General features: G+C 64.7%; 13 protein-coding genes, 1 tRNA gene and 1 pseudogene. 4 read left to right on the forward strand and 11 right to left on the reverse strand.

What is annotated here, in order from left to right; genetic code table 11:
• Window positions 1–7: 7 nt before the first annotated feature.
• From ACT2CW_RS11180 to ACT2CW_RS11190, 3 genes are all read right to left on the reverse strand, one after another.
• A complete protein-coding gene (locus ACT2CW_RS11180) occupies window positions 8–268 on the reverse strand; it encodes a hypothetical protein (protein WP_445516433.1) in 261 nt (86 codons plus the stop codon).
• Between the two features lie 1,045 nt (window positions 269–1,313).
• On the reverse strand, window positions 1,314–1,676 hold the full coding sequence (locus ACT2CW_RS11185) for an ATP-binding protein (RefSeq protein ID WP_445516434.1): 363 nt from the start codon (window positions 1,674–1,676) through the stop codon (window positions 1,314–1,316).
• 547 nt (window positions 1,677–2,223) lie between these two features.
• Window positions 2,224–2,847: an ATP-binding protein gene (locus tag ACT2CW_RS11190; RefSeq protein ID WP_445516667.1), complete on the reverse strand. Its 624-nt coding sequence runs from the start codon at window positions 2,845–2,847 to the stop codon at window positions 2,224–2,226.
• A 296-nt stretch (window positions 2,848–3,143) separates the two neighbouring features.
• Here ACT2CW_RS11190 and ACT2CW_RS11195 point away from each other — a divergent pair, with 296 nt between their 5' ends.
• From ACT2CW_RS11195 to ACT2CW_RS11205, 3 genes and pseudogenes are all read left to right on the forward strand, one after another.
• Entirely contained in the window at window positions 3,144–4,019 is an 876-nt protein-coding gene (locus ACT2CW_RS11195; protein ID WP_445516435.1) for a helix-turn-helix domain-containing protein, read from the forward strand.
• 3 nt (window positions 4,020–4,022) lie between these two features.
• Window positions 4,023–4,247, forward strand: a complete 225-nt coding sequence (locus tag ACT2CW_RS11200) for a DUF397 domain-containing protein (RefSeq protein ID WP_445516436.1) — start codon at window positions 4,023–4,025, stop codon at window positions 4,245–4,247.
• Window positions 4,248–4,555: 308 nt separating this feature from the next.
• Window positions 4,556–4,888: pseudogene (locus ACT2CW_RS11205) on the forward strand (DNA-binding protein); the annotation flags it as partial.
• Between the two features lie 115 nt (window positions 4,889–5,003).
• Here ACT2CW_RS11205 and ACT2CW_RS11210 read toward each other — a convergent pair.
• Window positions 5,004–6,356 (reverse strand): nucleotidyl transferase AbiEii/AbiGii toxin family protein, encoded by a 1,353-nt coding sequence (locus ACT2CW_RS11210; RefSeq protein ID WP_445516437.1) that lies wholly within the window; start codon window positions 6,354–6,356, stop codon window positions 5,004–5,006.
• A 274-nt stretch (window positions 6,357–6,630) separates the two neighbouring features.
• On the opposite strand from ACT2CW_RS11210, the gene ACT2CW_RS11215 reads away from it, so the two are divergent.
• Window positions 6,631–6,707, forward strand: a tRNA-Met gene (locus ACT2CW_RS11215).
• 41 nt (window positions 6,708–6,748) lie between these two features.
• Here ACT2CW_RS11215 and ACT2CW_RS11220 read toward each other — a convergent pair.
• From ACT2CW_RS11220 to ACT2CW_RS11250, 7 genes are all read right to left on the reverse strand, one after another.
• A complete protein-coding gene (locus ACT2CW_RS11220) occupies window positions 6,749–7,735 on the reverse strand; it encodes a hypothetical protein (RefSeq protein ID WP_445516438.1) in 987 nt (328 codons plus the stop codon).
• A complete protein-coding gene (locus ACT2CW_RS11225) occupies window positions 7,735–9,414 on the reverse strand; it encodes a restriction endonuclease subunit M (protein WP_445516439.1) in 1,680 nt (559 codons plus the stop codon). Before ACT2CW_RS11225 ends, ACT2CW_RS11220 begins: the two co-directional genes overlap by 1 nt.
• 644 nt (window positions 9,415–10,058) lie before the next feature.
• The gene (locus ACT2CW_RS11230; protein WP_445516440.1) at window positions 10,059–11,678 is read right to left on the reverse strand and encodes a hypothetical protein; all 1,620 of its coding nucleotides are present in this window, start codon (window positions 11,676–11,678) and stop codon (window positions 10,059–10,061) included.
• A 185-nt stretch (window positions 11,679–11,863) separates the two neighbouring features.
• On the reverse strand, window positions 11,864–12,916 hold the full coding sequence (locus tag ACT2CW_RS11235) for a beta family protein (RefSeq protein WP_445516441.1): 1,053 nt from the start codon (window positions 12,914–12,916) through the stop codon (window positions 11,864–11,866).
• A gap of 414 nt (window positions 12,917–13,330) precedes the next feature.
• Window positions 13,331–15,250, reverse strand: a complete 1,920-nt coding sequence (locus tag ACT2CW_RS11240) for a tetratricopeptide repeat protein (protein ID WP_445516442.1) — start codon at window positions 15,248–15,250, stop codon at window positions 13,331–13,333.
• Window positions 15,251–15,750: 500 nt separating this feature from the next.
• Window positions 15,751–16,389, reverse strand: coding sequence for a DUF6879 family protein (locus ACT2CW_RS11245; protein WP_445516443.1), 639 nt, complete (start codon window positions 16,387–16,389; stop codon window positions 15,751–15,753).
• Window positions 16,382–16,651, reverse strand: coding sequence for a hypothetical protein (locus tag ACT2CW_RS11250; protein ID WP_361500504.1), 270 nt, complete (start codon window positions 16,649–16,651; stop codon window positions 16,382–16,384). Before ACT2CW_RS11250 ends, ACT2CW_RS11245 begins: the two co-directional genes overlap by 8 nt.
• Window positions 16,652–16,976: the final 325 nt, after the last annotated feature.

Raw genomic sequence — 16,976 nt, forward strand, 5'->3', positions numbered from 1 at the left:
GGGAGGCTCAGACGCGGCCACTCTTCGCGGCACTGTGACCGGCGTACAGCCACTCCAGCACCTCACGAATCACGACCCCCTGGCGCTGGGCCAGCGCCTGAGCCTCGCCACCATCGACGACGACGTACTCCACGACCGTCCGCAACCCCTCCGAAGTGCGCGTTTCAGTGTTGCCGCGACCGGTCGACGTCCATGGACGCTCGATCTCGGTGGTGTCGTCAAGGCCGCGATCTTGCGTGTCGGAAGATGGCTGTGAGGGCCGGTTCACGACCGCTCTCCAGCCGCCCGTTGCCGCACGTGAACGGCCACCCGCACACCCAGAACCCCATCTCCGCCGGAACAACCCGCCCCGAGCCACTGCCGAGCCTGCGCTCCCCAGCCCTCCACTGGCACAGGTGCGGCACCGGGCTGTGGCGACGGTTGCCGACCCGGTGCCGGGCAGGGGATGTCTCGGCGGCGGGTATCGCGGACGTTCTTCATCTGGAACCCCCAGGCGTGGTGCCGAGTTCGACAGTGGCGGCCAACTGGCGCTGTCATGATCAATAGAGATTCCAGGAGTGGGTCTTTGCCACCGCCGGGGAGCGGGTCCGCTCCCCACTGCACCTCAGCCACACGCACCTAGGGCGCGAGCCCACCCCACACCCGAGCCATCACCGAGCCAGTACCGGTCCACTTCGGCGGCACGGACGGACACGGGAGCAGGTGCTCCAAGATACTCGGGGCGCGCTCCCCCACACCGGGTGCACAACCGCGACCACCGCGAGCCACGGGGTCACCCCGAGAGCACCGCTCCCCCTCCGTTCCCCGACCGCTCCCGCCGCCCAAACCCCACGGCATCGGCCGCCAGGCCGCCAGGACACCCGCACCCGGCCCCGCGACACACGCACCGGCGCGGGCGCACAGCACCCGGCTCGCACCCCAGGAGCCGCCCTGAAGGAGCCAGGAAACGAGGTGCTCCCGACCCGCACCTCACCAGCCCGCCACGGGACCCGTACAGAACCCACGCTGCACCTGAGTCCCGCAGGGAGAAGGCATCCACCACAGCTCAACAGCCGAGCAACCAGCAACACGCGATCCGCGCACGCTGGGCCGCGCTGACCAGGTAGATCGGGATGCTTCGCTGTACCGATATAAAGTCGCCCTCGCCAGCAGCCAGCTCGTCTACGGCCTGGCCTGCGGTGATTCCCTGCACGGGGGCGTCGCATCCAAGGACGGCCCCGGACACGCCGATGGAAACGACGGGGGAAACGACAGGGGAAACGCCAGCGGGCCACGTCCGGTCAGCCCACTCGCCGACGCCCCAGCCGAGCAAGTCATTCCCCGGACCAATCCTCCCCACTGGCGGGCAGGGGCAAGGCGATCCAAGCTGCCTTCGCGCCCAGCAACCGGCGGAACCCCCAAGCTCCTCCGGTCAGTTCATGCACGATGTGCAAGCCCCGACCGCGCTCTGACAACAGCGCGCACAGCGCCTCCAGACCGCCACCCCGATCTGCCTCCACCGGAGCAAACAGAGCACCTACCGCAAAAGACGGGATCTCGGGAATCCTCGGATCGTGATCAACCACTTCGCAGATGACGTCCAATGCCGTGCGGTGCAGCCGCAGCTCATACGGCCCCACCGCGTGCTCAAGGGCGTTCGCCACCAACTCCGATACGGCAAGCACGGCATCACTCACCGACTCGCCGTCATACCCCAGACCGCTCAGGGCATACCCCAAGACGGCCCGGGCACGAGCCGGCCCCCCCGCTCGCCACCACGCCAACGCCACAGCACAACCGGTGCGCCGTCCGACATGCCCGACGAATTCATCGCTGCCCACTCCGAGCCGCGTGACGCCCACGCCAGACACGGCGATGTCGCCCCGTACCGAGCCCTACGACAGCCCAAACCCCGGGCAGCGCATGCGGCCCGCCGACCATGAGACAGGAACCGAGCAGAGCGGATGTGGCCAGAACAGACGCCGCCACAACGGCCTCCAAGGGTAGTCGCGACCAGAACGCGACCACCACACCGTCGACCCCGCCAAGACCGGGACCGTCCTCCCACCACGACTTTCCTCCGCAACTCCGGCTGCACCGGCCGCCACGTCGTCTACATGATCTGACAGGCCTCGTACACGGGCCAGACGTACTTCCCGTACAGCGAAGTCACCTTCGGCTGAGCCGTGCCCCGCCCCCGCCGACGCGTCGCGTCCGGCGGGGTGCTCGGTTGGCATCCGGGACTCACGGGGCCGCGTTGGCGGCTCGGACGGTCAGCGGCTCGGCAGCATCGATGCGCACCGCAGAGCCGTCGTCGAAGCGGAGTACGACGGTGAGCCCACCCGACGCCTGCTGCTGAGTGTCCACGCTGCGGACAAGGTGCCACCCGCCCCGCCTCCATACGGACTGGCCCGCTTGGACCATGCATGCGGCGACCTCGGCGCCGTCGCGCGCCGACACCAGGTCTGGGGCCTTCAGCTCAGCCCAGATGGTCTTCCCGATTCCGCAACTGCGCCTCTCGTAGCCCCAGCGATGAGCCAGAGCTTCCACAAGCAGCAGCCCTCGCCCGCATGTCTCGTCTTCTTCCGGCTTTCGCACCTCGGGCTTGCCGTCGCCGGCGTCGCTGACTTCCAGCCGGAGCACGCCTTCTTCCAATAGCCGCACGATCCGCACCCCCACCAGTCGATCATTGGGCACACGCACCCGCAGGGCGTTGGTCACGAGTTCGGACAAGATCAGCTCCGCTACCTCCCTGACGTCTTGCCCGATGTCCCAGGCACCGAGCACGGAGTGCAGCAATGCTCGCGACCTCGGAACGCTGTTCCGTCGACGGGGCAGTCGGAACTTGACTTCGTACGGTTCGCCCATGAGAGCTCCCACCGATCCAGCGAGCAGTTCGAACTCCAAGGTGAGAGCGGGAACGTGCTCGGTCGTCAGTCATCCGTGCATCTGAGCAAGCGCACGAACCTTGGCCACGCTTAGCGTTCATTTGAACGCACAACGTCATGAACGCTAAGCTGCACCTGGCAACGGGGCATCGTCAAGTCACGCGCCTTGTCAATTGACAAGCCGTTGCTAATTGATCGTTCTTGGTCGCACAGAGATCGAGAACGTCCCTCACCTGACCGATCTTTCAGGTCAGCTCGCGGGCACAAGGAGAAGCAATGACCAACAGCAACAGCACCTTGCTGATGTCACGCGTCACGTTCGGCCGGGCTCTGCGGCGGCTGCGGCATGAGACCAATCGCTTCACCATCGCGGAGGTCGCGGCAGCCCTCGGTTGCGATGTTTCCTTGATCAGCCGCATCGAGAATGGAAAGCGGGTCTGCTCCCAGCAGCACTTCGCCCAGCTCATGGACCTCTATGAGGTCCCCGCCGACCAGCGTGACGAACTTGCCGAGCTGCACGCAGCCGCTCGGGAGCGGCGCCAGCCATGGTGGGCGCCGTACGGCGAAGTGATCAGCGCGCAGTACGAACGCTTCCTCGGGTTCGAGGCGGCAGCCTCAAAGGTCCACGAGTATCAAGTCGGCATCGTGCCGGGACTCTTGCAGACCGAGGCTTACGCAACGGCGGTGACCGGCGTGGGCTTCGCCTCGCTGGGACCGGACCAGATCGAGGCACTTGTCGAGGTACGCAGCCTGCGTCAGCGGCACTGCCTCCACGAAACGAAACCCCCGCTGGAGTGCCACTACGTCCTCGCGCAGGCGGCCCTGGACTTCCAGGTCGGCGGGGCGCGCACGCACCAGGAACAGTTGGAGCACCTACTGGATATCTCGGCGCATCCGGGCGTCGACCTCCGCGTCATCCCCTACGAGAAGGGTGAACAGGCCGCTCAGATCTCAGCGTTCATGATCCTTCATTTCCTGGACGAAGACGTTCCCGACGTGGCCTTCGGCGAGTCAGTGGCTGGTAGCTTGACGATGGACGACCCCCGGGACCTGCGACGCCTGCACCGACTGTTCCGCAGTCTTACAGATGCAGCCCTCTCCCCAGAAGAGAGCCGCGACGTCATCGCTCACACGAGAAACAGGGAAAGCTGACTGATGGAGAAGATAGACCTCTACTCGATCGACCCTGCGTCCCTCACCTGGCAGAAGAGCAGCTTCACCGCGAACAATGGCCAGTGCTTCGAGCTGGCGCCCCTTCCCGGTGGAGGAGTGGCCGTCCGTGATTCGAAGAACCCGTCCGGCCCGCATCTCTGCTTCACCTCCGACGAGTGGCGAGCCTTCAAAGCAGGCATAACCGCAGGAGACTTCGACAATCTTTAACTCGATCTTCCGGAGCAGCTCACCGGTTCAACTTGCGGATCTTTCGGCCGTGGGCCTTGCAGGCGGAGACTGAGAAGCCACCAAGGAGATGAGCGCCGCCGAAGCAGCGGCCCCGCCCAGTCCACGTCACCCTCCGCCTCGGTCAGTGCTTCCGTGTTTCGGTCAGCCCACATTCGATGGTCTCGCGCACCGCTCCTGCTCGGAGGTCACCGAAGCCGGCGAGGAGCCTCAGCACCTCTGCTCAGCGCCGGTGGGCTTCCTCCGGGTGTTCGTCTCGTACGGCCAAGCCGGACCCAGAGCGTGGCGCCATGCATCGCCGAGGTCGTGGTGCTCGAGGCGGCACGGTCACCGGCTGGCTTGCCCTGGACCGCGCCGACGACCTGGGCGTGATCACCTCGGCGGTTACCCTCGTTGAAGTGGTCCACCCTCGCAACAAGCGTCCGGCCTTGAGGTGGACGCTCTCTCGCCTGGTCGTCGAACCGGTCACCGCGTCGATCGCCCCCACACAACTGGCCTCCTCGCCGACGCCGACCTGCACGGCCACAAGTACGCCATCGGCGCCCTGCTCACCTCTACCGCCCTCGCCGTCCCAAGGCCGGTCGATCCTCGCCTCCGGCGCGACGGGCCTCACTGCCCTGTGCAGCGACGGGCCGGGGGCACCTTATAGAAGGTGCCGAAAGACCCCGTCATCAGCCCAAACGCTGAGTGCGGGGTCTTCGCGTATGTGCAGCCAGACGTGCAAGCCTCCGACCCGGATCACACCCGATGACCGCCGCGACCATAGCAGTCGTTGCCGTATCGATCCCTATGGGCGTCCAGTCGCGTCGAAGGAGTGGCGCGGGAAAACGTCATGCCACAGTAGGCGCACTGGACGCGGTAGTACGGCGTCGCTGGGCTACGCCGAACTCCCGTCGGCCGGCAGACGGACTGGGAGAAGGTCGTTCGATCGCCAGGTTCGCCTGCCTTCCTGAGCTCAATGTCATAGCGAGGCTTGAAGGCGATATCCGTGACCTCGACACTGCCGATCTTGTAGTTGAACAGAGACTTGAGTCCCGGGCCGGACTGCCCTCCGGTCTGGTCCCATGCGTACAGGTACTCCTGGCCAACGCCGTCCTTACGCCTCTTGAAGCGCAGCGCGTACGGCTCAACCAGACGTTGAGTACCTTCGTAGGTTATGCGTAGCAGGATGCGGTTTACGCCAGCCTTCATGATCGGCGTACGGAGCTCGGCCGGGAAGAAGGCGAGCGCTCCGTGGTCGCCGTTTCGGAACGTGGAGAAAAGGGATCCAAGCTCTCCCCTGAAGCGATCCACGGCTGTCGAGAAGTCCAGCAAACTTTCCCTGGCGCAGACGATCTTGTGCTCCCAGTAGTAGCGCATTGTATCGAACGGAACGGCCAGCAGGAGCGACAGCGCAGCCCCGGGGCTGGGTTCGAAGATCGTCTTCTTCAGAAAGGTTTTGACAATGGCGCGCTTGTCCACCTCGATGTCATCATTGACGAAGATCGAATAAACCAAGTCAAACAGATCAAAGGAAGACTCGCGCTGCAGCAGGCACTTGAGCTTGTCCGCCAGGCCCTCCTCAAGGCTGACGACACGAATGTCGACATCGCAGTCCTGTCGGTCGCTGTAAGGATGAATCAGTCGACGCTTCTGCGGAAGCCGGTGGAGCCGACCGAACTCGGTGACGTCCATGTCGAGACCGATCGTCACCTTGCTTTGACTGCCGTGGAAGTCTGTGAAGTAGAGCTTGTACTTGTAGACCGTCTTGTCGTTCCCGATGCCGTGGCCGCCGGCCTGACGATTGCGCTCAAGGTCGAAGACCACGCCCGTGCGCGCCTGGATGAGGCGGCAGACCTCGTTGAGGGCACTGAGCAACTGGTCAGGGTCGATGGCGTCGGGGGCAGCGAAGTCAAGGTCGCTCGAGAAGCGTGTAGCGCTGAAGTACCCCTTACGGAAGGCGTTCCCACCCTTGAGGACCAGACGGTCCGCGAGCCGGCTCTCGCCGTACAGGCCCGCGAGGAGCCATCCGAACACATAGTCACGTTGCACATTGACAGCGTTGACGCCGAGCACGGCGCCCATCTCGTCGAGTTCCTCGCGGCTGATCATCTCGCCATTGTCCGCACAACAGCCTTGTGAGTCATCCGTTTTGCAACCGATCCGACGTGCCTCCGACAGGCGCCTGGCTGCCCACACCTGCCAGGGGCCACCGCGGCGGCCAACGTGCGGAGCATCGAAGCAATGCCCCTGTCAGGAGCGAGGCGCCGACCAGTGACGGGGGCCACACGCGCCCGAGAGGTGCAGCCTCAACGGTCCAGCAGCCTTGATGGCGGGCGGTGTCATACAGCGGCCCGCAGATGGCGTATAGTCTGAGAAATAACGACGCGGGGTGGAGCAGCTCGGTAGCTCGCTGGGCTCATAACCCAGAGGTCGCAGGTTCAAATCCTGTCCCCGCTACCAAAGGCGGCCCGACATTCATTGTCGGGCCGCATCTTTTTCAGCTAGGCCAGCTCCTCATCTTCTTGCACCTCGACATCATTCTCTGCATCCGAGACAAAGAAGTGATGTTCGCCCGACTCGGCAAGATATTGCCCGAGGCTGGTGCGCGCCTTGGCCACTGCCTGATAGTAGCTACGGAACGGACGAGATACCTCGGCTGCCGTTTCAGGGTCATTGGGCACCGGAATCTCGATCTCCAGGAACCGGTCACCTACATCCTCACGGTTCGTTTGCATGAAGATTACGCGCTTCCATTGCTCCCTGACAATCTTGAGAGTCATGGCCCAGAGCAGATAGAACGAGTCAAACTCGGCAGCTCGGCCAGGACGGATGATAATGATCTCTTTTGTCAGAAGGAGCTGCTCCTGCCCAGGCATCAGGACGCAGAAGTCACCAATATTCTTACTGGTGCGTTCCGGGCAGAGGATGTCGAATGCCTGCAGCCCGGACTCCTCGCCCCTCCAGAAGGATTCCGCAATCGAACGAGGCACGCGATTCGTCGGGTTAATGTTTACAAATCCAGCCCTCAAGTCCGAGACTTTAATATATGGAACGTTCCCGATGCGCTGCCCCGAGGATGGCGACCCGTGCCCACCACGAATAGTGATTACTCCACTGGTTGCGAGCTCAGCCAGCGTAGCGCTCCGAAAATCCTGAAACCTGGGCGACTTCATCTCTGACATGAAGTTCTCGTGGTAGCGACGGTCATAGTAGACCGGCACACGGGTGCGTGGGTGCACTTTCGCGGCAGGAATGTCGCGCATCGTGTCCGTGCGCTCACCATTCCGGAGGGCGAGGGCGTCCCGAAGCAGGATGTCGTTGATGGCCCCAACAGTCTCCCCCGTTTCGGGGTCTGTTTCCAGAACATGAGCACCAGTCGAGTCAAGCAGTGGAAGTAGGCGCCCCCCTTTGGTGAGCCCGCAGGTCGGCGCCGTGGAGACCGTAACTGTCCCCTCCGAGAACCAAGACGGTGCATTGATCGCCGACATCAGGATCCCTCCTCCTCTTCCATCACTGTTTGCACAGCTCTACCCTTTACCCCGTCGCCAACTTTTTCGAATACATAAAAGTTGGTCTTTGCTCGACAGAATTCTTCGAACGCTTCCATGGCAATGTTGAACATGCCTCGAAGCTCAAACCTGCCTTCCAACCATGACGGAAGCCACCGATACTTGTAAGAAAAGAAGTAGGTCTCAGGAAGGATGATGCCTACCCGGCCACCCACCTGCAGAAGGCGATGCGCCAGTTCCAAATAGATGAGGCCGATTTCGAGGTCAACGTATTCCTTGCGGCCACTTGCTGCAGCCTTCGAAATCGTGTATCCGGAAGCACGCGCATCAGACGCCTTGACCTTCAGCTCCTCGCCAAACGGCGGGTTGGTTAGGACAACGGTGAACGACTCAGCAACATGCTGATTCAGACCGCCACCAAGTTCTTCCTTGAGGCGAGGAAAGTCTCCTGGCCACATGTGCTGACGGACAGCGTCTCCCAGGAGGACATGAGTGGAGCCATCGCGCATGGAGATCATCATCGCCCGAGTCAGCTTTACACTCAGTGGATCGCGATCAACCCCATACAGGTTGTCATTGGCAAACTTGACCAATCGCCAGGTCTCGTCATCGCCAGGAAATTCATGCTCTTGAATCTGTCGAAGCGCCTCGACGATAAATCCGCCTGTTCCGCAAGCCGGGTCGATCACCTTGTCCTCGGAGGTGATCTCCATGATCGAAACACATGGCCGAATGACGCGCTGCGGAGTAAGGAATTGCCCCTCTCCTGATTTGAGCGCCTTGGTGCGGAAGATCTGGAATGCCTTCGACAGAAGATCGACCTGATCTCCCAGAATCTTCCAGGGCGACAGTATGTCGACGACAGCGAAAATCGTCGCGTCGGAGAGGAAGATTTCCTCACGGTCATCAGGATTGAAAACCCGATTGCGCTGCTTGACGAAGTACTCCCTGAACTGCTGCCTGATGTGATCAGCTGTCTCATGCACCATCGATGTTTGGTTACCGTACACCCGAAATGGAACAGCCTTATCGTGGTTTTTGGAATTTGATGACCAAGAATCAGACTGCACTTTCACCAACACCACATGAAGCAGCTCCCGAAGCTGATCCTCACGCCGAGTGGAACGCGAGTCGCCGACGACCGTTGTGGCCACAAGCCGTCGGAGGGCCGCCGAGAGCTGTCCCTCGGTTGGGACTACCAAGTCGTTCCACGTAGGCGGACTAACCGGCGGAGCGGTGAGATCGTCGCCTGGATTCGGAAGAGGCGCGTTCCTGATCTCAAGCCAGTCATTTGTATGCGACTTGTAGATCGCCAGGCTCTCGTTACCGTTGGTCCAGTAGCCCATACGGACAACTGGCTCCATGGCAAGGTAGCTCTTCAGCTGCTCCTTGCCTTCGCTGATAGAGGGAGCCTTAAACTCAAACAGCACCTGAAGTGCATGTGGTTCACCAGAGTCGTCAGCGAAGGCGGCGAGGTCAACTTGTCCGAGCGCTTTGAAGGACTGCCCACGCTCGCGCTTAGTGAGTTCGTTCGGCGCTGCTGGCACCCGCCACTCTGGGCGCCACCGGAGCTGGGTATCCTTCCAGCCCAAGTTCTTGAGGTCGGCGATCACGCGCTGACGCACGCCTTCCTCCGGCGAGCTGTTCTTCGGGCTCAAGGTTGGAGTCCTTCCTCCGCCAGATCCCTTGGGTTCAGGGATACAGACCACAACCCTAGCGGAAAGTGAGCTGCTCTTTTCGCACGCTCGATAGGGGTACGACCACCTAGTGGTACCCCCCGCGTCATGCGTCAGGGCCGCGTCGCGAAGCCCACGAAGGCTGCCCAGCTCTGCTGGGCGAAGACGAGGTCGGACCTCGTTGGCTTCCTCCGCCGGGACCTCGACACCGTGACCGCTGGACTCACCCTCCCCTGGAGTTCCAGAGTCGACAAAGGCACGTAAACCGGATGAAAACACTCAAGCGAGCTATGTATAGCCGAGCCTCGTTCGAACTCCTCCGGACCCGCATCCTCACCCAACCATGACCTTCACGGAACTGATGCTGTTGGTGATCTTCGCTCGTTGGTGTGAAGCTATGCGGTCTTCCGTTCTCGCTTGGTTTGGGTGTGCTGCTCTTGCCTGAGCGGGGCGGATCGAGCGGTCAGAGGGCCACGATGGCGATGGGCTCAGGTACGGGGCGGGTGGTTCCGCCGTTGACGGTGCGGATGGCTCGGGCGAGCAATCCGCGAGGCACGGCCGCGATGTGGGTGCGGGACCGGCTGAGCACTGCCTCATCTCGCCACTCGCCTCCATACGCTGGGGATTCACCCTCGTCTCCACTCCTCCAGCACCAACCAGACGTCGCGAGGCCAGGACATGGTCAGCGGGTCGAAGGAGTAGTCCTCCGCGGTGGTCTCCTTCCACAGGGCCTCAGCATGCTCGGCCTCGTCTGCGAGGAGGCGTGCGGTCGCCAGATGACCCCAGGCAGAGCCGTAGTTCCTCTCCCTCACGGCCTCCACCAAAGCAGGCCAGATTTCCCAAACGAGGCACTGTTGGAGGTTTCGCAGGTGATCGGCCGCCTTCTGAAGGATCACACCGCTCACGTGCCGGTTGACCTCGTGCCACTGGTCGTCGACTTCATGAATCCGATCGTTGTCCCAGCCGTGTTTCTCGACAAGTCCTCCCCAGAACGTCCAGGAACGCTGGGCCTGGTCACGCGCGTACTCGGCAAGCTCCTGCCGAGTCAGCCGAGGGAAGTCGTCGTCCGGTGTGACGGGCTCGGGTCCATCCGGCGGCAGGCTCGAGTCGTCTCCGTACCTGATCCGGGTCAGAACCTCCAGAGACCGGAGGGCAGACTCAACGTCCTCGTCCCGTACCAGGCCGCAGATCTCAGCCACGTCTTCTGCCACAGCGGCCCAGTCGGTCTCTGCGAGGTGGTTGTCCAGATCAGTGGCCAACCAGTCCGCCGAACCGCGACCACCAAGGCCATCCAGGATCCCCTGGATCTCGGAGTCAAGCCGCTCCAGAACGGCCTCGGGGGTCTCTCGCGCCCGCTGGGCCGCTACCTCGTGTTCCGCCCGCTCGGCCGCCTCTCTGTGCTGGTCACGGGCCGCCCGCACTGTCGGAAGACGTGTCTGCAAGGCACGCATCTCCTGAGACTTGGCCGCGTCGACCTCGTCCAGCAATTCGATCGCCTGCATCCGGTGGCTGGGCTGGACCAGCGGATCTGACGCGAGACGGCAAAGCAGAACCACGCTGTCCTTGGGGGCACGCTGGGCCACGGCTATCGCCAGAGCAAGACGGTCCGCGCTCGCGGCATCCGGGTGAGCCACAAGCTTCTCCACGGCTTCGGGTACGTACCCGGCCGGACGGTCGTGCTCAGCGAGGGCGAGGCCGACTTTCATGCGTGTCCTGAGCGGGACTGTCTCGTCTTCGGCAAAGAGCTGCGCAGTCCAAACAGCCCAGCCTTCGCGCACCGCATGCGTCAGCAAGCCCCAGGCGCTTCTGGGCAGCAGGTTCCGTGCTTCCGCGTAGCCCGCCTCATTGGCTCGGGCCACGAGTGTGTCGGCGGCACGGAGGCGCAGTTCCGGCGGCAGCCCCTTGGTGCCTGCTACGTAGCAGAGTCCGACGGTGTACTCGGCATAGGTATACGAGGGGCGGTAAGCGTCAACCCTCAACTCTGGGGCGATGCGCTGTAGGTCCTCGTGGAATGGGCCCGGTGTCTGAACCATGAACGATGCCGCTGCCAGCGCTGCCCCGCCGCGGATCTGACAGGCCCGCAGGCCGCCGGTCCGCCAATTGTCGGCCTGCGTCTCGTCGGCAAGGCGAACCAGGGAAGTCTCGATCACCTCGTCGGGTTTTCTGCGAGAGGCCGGTACGTCGCAGTCCGGCAACAACTCGGGGCGCTCTATGCACCCCGCCATATTGCGTTCCTTCATCGACACCAGATAGATCCTAGCCGCGATGCACGTGATCTCCAGGTGAGCAGGAGGGCCACCCACCAGGCTGGGACCACCACCATGACGGCGCCTGGCCTAGCAAGCACTTTCACCGCAGACAAGGCTTGCCACAGCAAACTCTGTACCTGGTGTCACACTGAGTGCGGGATGCCTTCCATCGAAGACGCAAGTCAACGGGGGTGCCCTGCGAGACAACTGACGACGAACGTCATGTGCTGGATGTTCCCCATCCGGTTCCAAACAGAGTGGTTGCCGGTGGTGACGGATCCCTGGGCACAGTCCCGCAGCCAGCCCTCCCCTGTTCCGGCCGACGGGCCCCGGAAGTCCGAGAGGCAGGCGAGGCGCCGGGCGGCGTCGCGGTTGATCGCGTCGCGGTGCTCGCCGCGCTGTAGCACCTTGGCCAGGAAATATGAACGGGTGGTGGTGTAACGGAGGATGCCCCACTCCGGTCCGCCGTTGCCCGAGACCGGGGTCTGAGCGGCGTATCCGGTGGGAAGGATGCCGTAGTCGCCGTAGTGCAGTTGGGAAAGGTAGGGGCGCCCGCTGTGGTGGATCTCGTGCCAGGTATCCCAGTCCGATCGTGGCGCCTCGTGCCAGCCGCTCTCCAGGAAGCCCTCAGGCCGCTCGGGGAAGCCACCCGCCGCGACAGCCACCGTCCGCCAGGTGGCGAGCGGGACCAGCACGTCGAGAGCGCGCAGAGCCTCTTTGGCGGCGTCCCGGCGAGAGGGCAGTACGGCGCCCAGATCGAGGAATAGGTCGACCGGTCCGATGGGACAGGCCCGGTCGAGCAGTTCGCCCAGCCACGGAACATCCCGGTCGTGCCACTCACCCGGGACCTGCATGCGGATACCCAGACCGCCGCCATGCTGCTCGGCCGCCGCAAGGGCCAGGGACTGCTGAGCCACGGGTCGACGCGGGCCGGTCACCGGGCGCAGGTTTCGCAGGGCCCACCACTCGGGCGGCAGGGTTTCGGCTAGGACAGCGGCCTCGCTCTCGTCAGCGAACGGCGCGTCCAGCCACGCAGGCCAATGGCGGTGCGCGGCGGCGACCCGGCGTGCGTCCTTTCGAAGTTCTATGGCAAGCGGATCTGGCAGCATCCCGGGGCGGGGTGGCAAGGTCCACAGCGGAGCGACCGTGGCCTGTATGTCCGGCCGTAGTCCACGGTATGCCTCCACCGCATGCGGGCGGGTCGGCAGAACGGCAACGTACAACGGTCCGGACATGGCGGCCCCCTCGGCACAGTCCGTGTCGTCTCCCCGCCCTCAGGGTGATTTGTGGGCCGAGGTATGGAAAGGGTGCTAATCAGCCACGACGGCGTGTATGCGTCAGGGGCGAGGGGTCGAGGAACCAGGGCCCGTGCTTCTCTGCTCACGGACGTAGTGCCCTCGCAGCGATGTGGGCCGCCCCGAGCCACGGCTGGCCTCATCGCGGACGGGCATGCGCCGGCAGCGGCTCACGTGGCGGGCCCAGGCATGTGGTGTGCGTCGAGCCCTACAAGAGCGTCCGCCCGCCGTTGTCCAGCTGTACCCCGCCGGGAGCGTGGCCAGCGCACCCGAGCCCAGGCTGCTACTGCGACACCCCAATGGGGTCTTCGGCTGATCAGCGTCGGACACCAGCCGGAACGGTCAGCCCCTGCCTCAGCTTGTTTCTGCCAGTCGACGTTCGATGCCCTCGCGTACCGCTACCGCTCGTGGGTCACTGAAATCTGCGATGAGTCTCAGCGCCTCCGCCCAGTGCCGACGGGCCTCGTCCGGGCTTTCGCCGAGTACGGCCGAGGCCAGGCCATCCAGAGCCAGGGCCTGGTGCCACTCATCGCCGAGATCGCGATGCGCCGAGGCAGCCTGGCGGTAGAAGTCGGCCGCCTCGGCATGACGTCCGAGCCGGCGGTACACCTCACCAACTCCCTGCCAGGCCAGCGCCTCTCGGCTGCGGTCGGCGAGGCGTCGGTGGAGTGTGGCGGAGCGCTGGTAGGAGGTCAGTGCCTCGGCGTACTGGCATTTCGCCTGCTGGGCATCGCCGAGGGTCAGCAGCCAGAAGCCCTCCAGACGCAGGTTACGGAGGCTGAGGGCGATATCGAGGGCGGCCTGGGCCGAGACCAGGGATGCTTCGACATCGCCCTGCTCACGCTGGACGTCGCTCAGCACGCGCAGGATGTTGCCCTCGCCGCGCTGATCACCGAGGGTTCGGTGCGCTGCCAGGGCCTGGTCGATGACGGTGGCCGCCTCTGGAAGGCGACCGGCGCGGTAGTGGGTGGTCGCGAGGTTGGACAGCGCAGTGGCGGCCCAGTGGGCGGCGTCCTGCTCCTGGAAGGCGGAGATGGCCTGCTCGAAGTAGCGGGCAGCGGTGTCGAGTCGTCTGCCGCGAAGGTGGTTCAGCCCGATCAGTTTGAGTGAGCGTGCTTCGCCAAGACGGTCGCCCAGGTCGCGCCGGATCGTCAGCGCGTTCTCGTGGGATTCGAGGCTCTCGGTCTGGCGGTTGAGGCGGGTGTAGGCCATTCCGAGGTAGGTATGGAGTGCGCCTTGTGCGGCGCGTTCGTCCAACCGTTCGGCTGCCTCCAGGCCGATGCGGCCCACGGCCGGCCAGCTTGTGCCTGAGACGGAAGGGAACTGCGCGTTCCACAGGACTGTGGCCATCTGCCACGTCAGTCGGTCATATCCGGCATCGGCGGCCGTACGTATGGCCTGGAGGAGGTTGTTGTGCTCCCTCTCGGCCCAGTCCACGGCGGCGTCGTACTCGGAGAACGTCAGCGGGCTGACGTCATCCGGGGCAGGTGTGAGGGGCACACGGTCCTCGGCGGGGTTGATCCAGCCCTGCGCGGCGTCGGCGGTGTGCAGGTACCACTCCAGCACGCGGCGTAGAGCTGCCTTCCGCTCGGCTGGCGGCTCCTCGTGCTGGGCCTGGTCGATGGCGTAGGCACGCAGAAGGTCATGGAACTGGTAGCGGTCCGGGGCGGTCTGTTCCAGGAGGTGTGCGCCGACCAGAGAGTCCAGCAGTTGCCGGGACCGACTGATGCTGGTCGCCCCTGCCAGGGCCGCCGCGGCCCGCAGCCCGAACTCGGGTCCGGGGTGTAGGCCCAGCAGGCGGAACAGACGGGCGGCTTGCTCGGACAGGGCGCGATAGGACCACGCGAAGACGGTGCGGACGGCTTCGGCCTCCTCGTCGTCGCCCGTGCTCAGGGCGTCCCAGAGGGCCGATTCGTCGCGTAGGTCGGCGATCAGGTCGTCCAGCCGTAGGTGGGGATGACTGGCGGCGCGTTCGGCGGCTATCCGCAGAGCGAGCGGAAGTCGTGCGCACAGCTGGGCCAACTCGGCGAGCTGCCGTTCGTCATCGACCGGCCGGTATCCCGCGGTGACGACGCGCAGCAGGGCAACCGCCTCCGGCTCCGGCAGCACACCGAGCGTGAGTCGGCGAGCTCCATCACGGATGGCAAGACCGGACAGGCGGCTGCGGCTGGTGACCAGCACCAGGCTGTGTGCGCTCCCGGGCAGCAACGGCCTGACCTGGCCGACGGTGGCCGCGTTGTCCAGAACGACCAGTACCCGGCGGTCGGCCAGCAACGAGCGGTATAGCGCGGCGGCCGCGTCGAGATCCTGCGGTACGGCTTCGGCCGGGACACCGCGAGGTCAGCAAGCGGTGCAGGGCCTCGCGTGCCGCGACCGGCTCCCCGGGGTCATAGCCGCGCAGATTGGCGTACAGCTGGCCATCCGGGAAGCGCTCCCGGACCTGGTGTGCCCAGCGCAGTGCCAACGATGTCTTTCCGGCGCCGGCAGTCCCGGCAATCACGTATACCGAGACGACGAGCGGGCCGCCGTCCTCGGTAGTGAGGACGGCATTCAACTGGCCAAGCTCATCGGTTCGGTTGACGAATCCGCCCACGTCGGCCGGTAACTGGCGTGGGACAGGGCTGGAAGAGCTCCCCGGGTCCGGTGTGCCCTGCGCGTGGAAGTGGATGCCTCCGTGCACACTTCTCGCCTGGACGACGTCACGTGAGGATCCCGACAGCTCGGAGTGGGTGCTGCGGAAGTGCTCGTCCTGTCCGCCTGGCGATGTGATCGGCCTACTCCCTTCCCGCGTCGCTCAGCGTCGGCGGATCAAGGTGCGCCACCTCGCGGTCGAAGTAGGAGATCACCTCTTCACCCACCGCGTAGAGCGCCTTGATGTAGTTCTCCCAGCGCTCGACGAGGTCACGGTCGGTGTAGCGGATCGCGCCGTTCGCAACTCCCGCTTCGGTGTAGAGGACTTGGAAGAGGGTGTGGCCGCCCAGCACAACCACTTCCGGAAGCGGGCCGGTGTCCTCCGAGGCGGCTACCTGTTCAGCGGGAACGATCCTGATCCGCTGCCCGTACTCCGCGCGCTGCCGCTGGGAGTGGAGTTCCCACTGCACGTACGGCGTCAGTGGCCTCTCGACCACCCGCACACGGTGAAAGGCATACCCTCTGCGCTCGTCCTCTTCAGCGGTCGCGGCCAAGGTGTCGCGCCGGTCGGCGAGGAGCCGAAGCGCCTCCTCCCAGTCACCCCGGCGCAGGGCGTCCCGGCTCGGACTGCCCTGCTCCTCGAAGTGCTGCCGGCGCTCCAGCTTCCAGGAACTCCCGTCACGGACCGCATCCTCCCGCTGCCGGAAGTCCTGCTTGTAGGCGGTGCGGATGAGCCGATCGCCCTGCTCGGGATCGAGATCGGGGGCGAGGAGGTCAAGCATCGGGAATGTCCTTCTTTGCCGCGCTGAGCATGTTCCCCGGGATGACGACCAGCCGCTCATCAGGAGCGAGGTTCACGCCCTGCGGCAGGCGGGGGCCGTAGACGGCTGTCAGATCCCTGCCGATCACAGCCACATCACCGTTGTCGAGCTGCCAGATGTCCGGACACTCGTCGTTGCCGTCGGAGTTCCCGAGCTCTTCGGCCGACTTCCCCAGCCGACGGTCGAATAACGCGGACGGGTCAGCCTCCCAGGCACGGGCCATGTCTGCCTCCGGTCGAGGTGGTCGAGCACGCTGTGGCTACCCACTGTATCCAGGACCACACCCATAGGTGAGGGGTCGCCCCACGGCCGAGCCGCCGGGCCGGTGGGACGGAAGGCATCAGGGGCGGCGCCCGTGCGGTCGGAGCGCAGGTCGGTTACGTGCGCGCCCGAGTCACCGGCACCGGGAAGGCCGTCTGGATCACCAGCTCACCGCCCACCAATGGGTCGGTCCGTCCCCATTCGCTGCGTCCCCCGCCGGGGGCACCTCGCAGAAGGTGCCAGCAGACCCCGCCATCAGCCCAGACGCTGAGTGCGGGGTCTTCGCG

The sequence above is a fragment of the Streptomyces sp. NEAU-174 genome (assembly GCF_052665095.1).

Excerpts from the sequence above, each read along its gene's own strand:
- ACT2CW_RS11235 (WP_445516441.1), bottom strand. The coding sequence starts at position 12,916 with ATGTCCGGACCGTTGTACGTTGCCGTTCTGCCGACCCGCCCGCATGCG.
- ACT2CW_RS11190 (WP_445516667.1), bottom strand. The coding sequence starts at position 2,847 with ATGGGCGAACCGTACGAAGTCAAGTTCCGACTGCCCCGTCGACGGAAC.
- ACT2CW_RS11210 (WP_445516437.1), bottom strand. The coding sequence starts at position 6,356 with ATGATCAGCCGCGAGGAACTCGACGAGATGGGCGCCGTGCTCGGCGTC.
- ACT2CW_RS11250 (WP_361500504.1), bottom strand. The coding sequence starts at position 16,651 with ATGGCCCGTGCCTGGGAGGCTGACCCGTCCGCGTTATTCGACCGTCGG.
- ACT2CW_RS11195 (WP_445516435.1), top strand. The coding sequence starts at position 3,144 with ATGACCAACAGCAACAGCACCTTGCTGATGTCACGCGTCACGTTCGGC.
- ACT2CW_RS11245 (WP_445516443.1), bottom strand. The coding sequence starts at position 16,389 with ATGCTTGACCTCCTCGCCCCCGATCTCGATCCCGAGCAGGGCGATCGG.
- ACT2CW_RS11220 (WP_445516438.1), bottom strand. The coding sequence starts at position 7,735 with ATGTCGGCGATCAATGCACCGTCTTGGTTCTCGGAGGGGACAGTTACG.
- ACT2CW_RS11200 (WP_445516436.1), top strand. The coding sequence starts at position 4,023 with ATGGAGAAGATAGACCTCTACTCGATCGACCCTGCGTCCCTCACCTGG.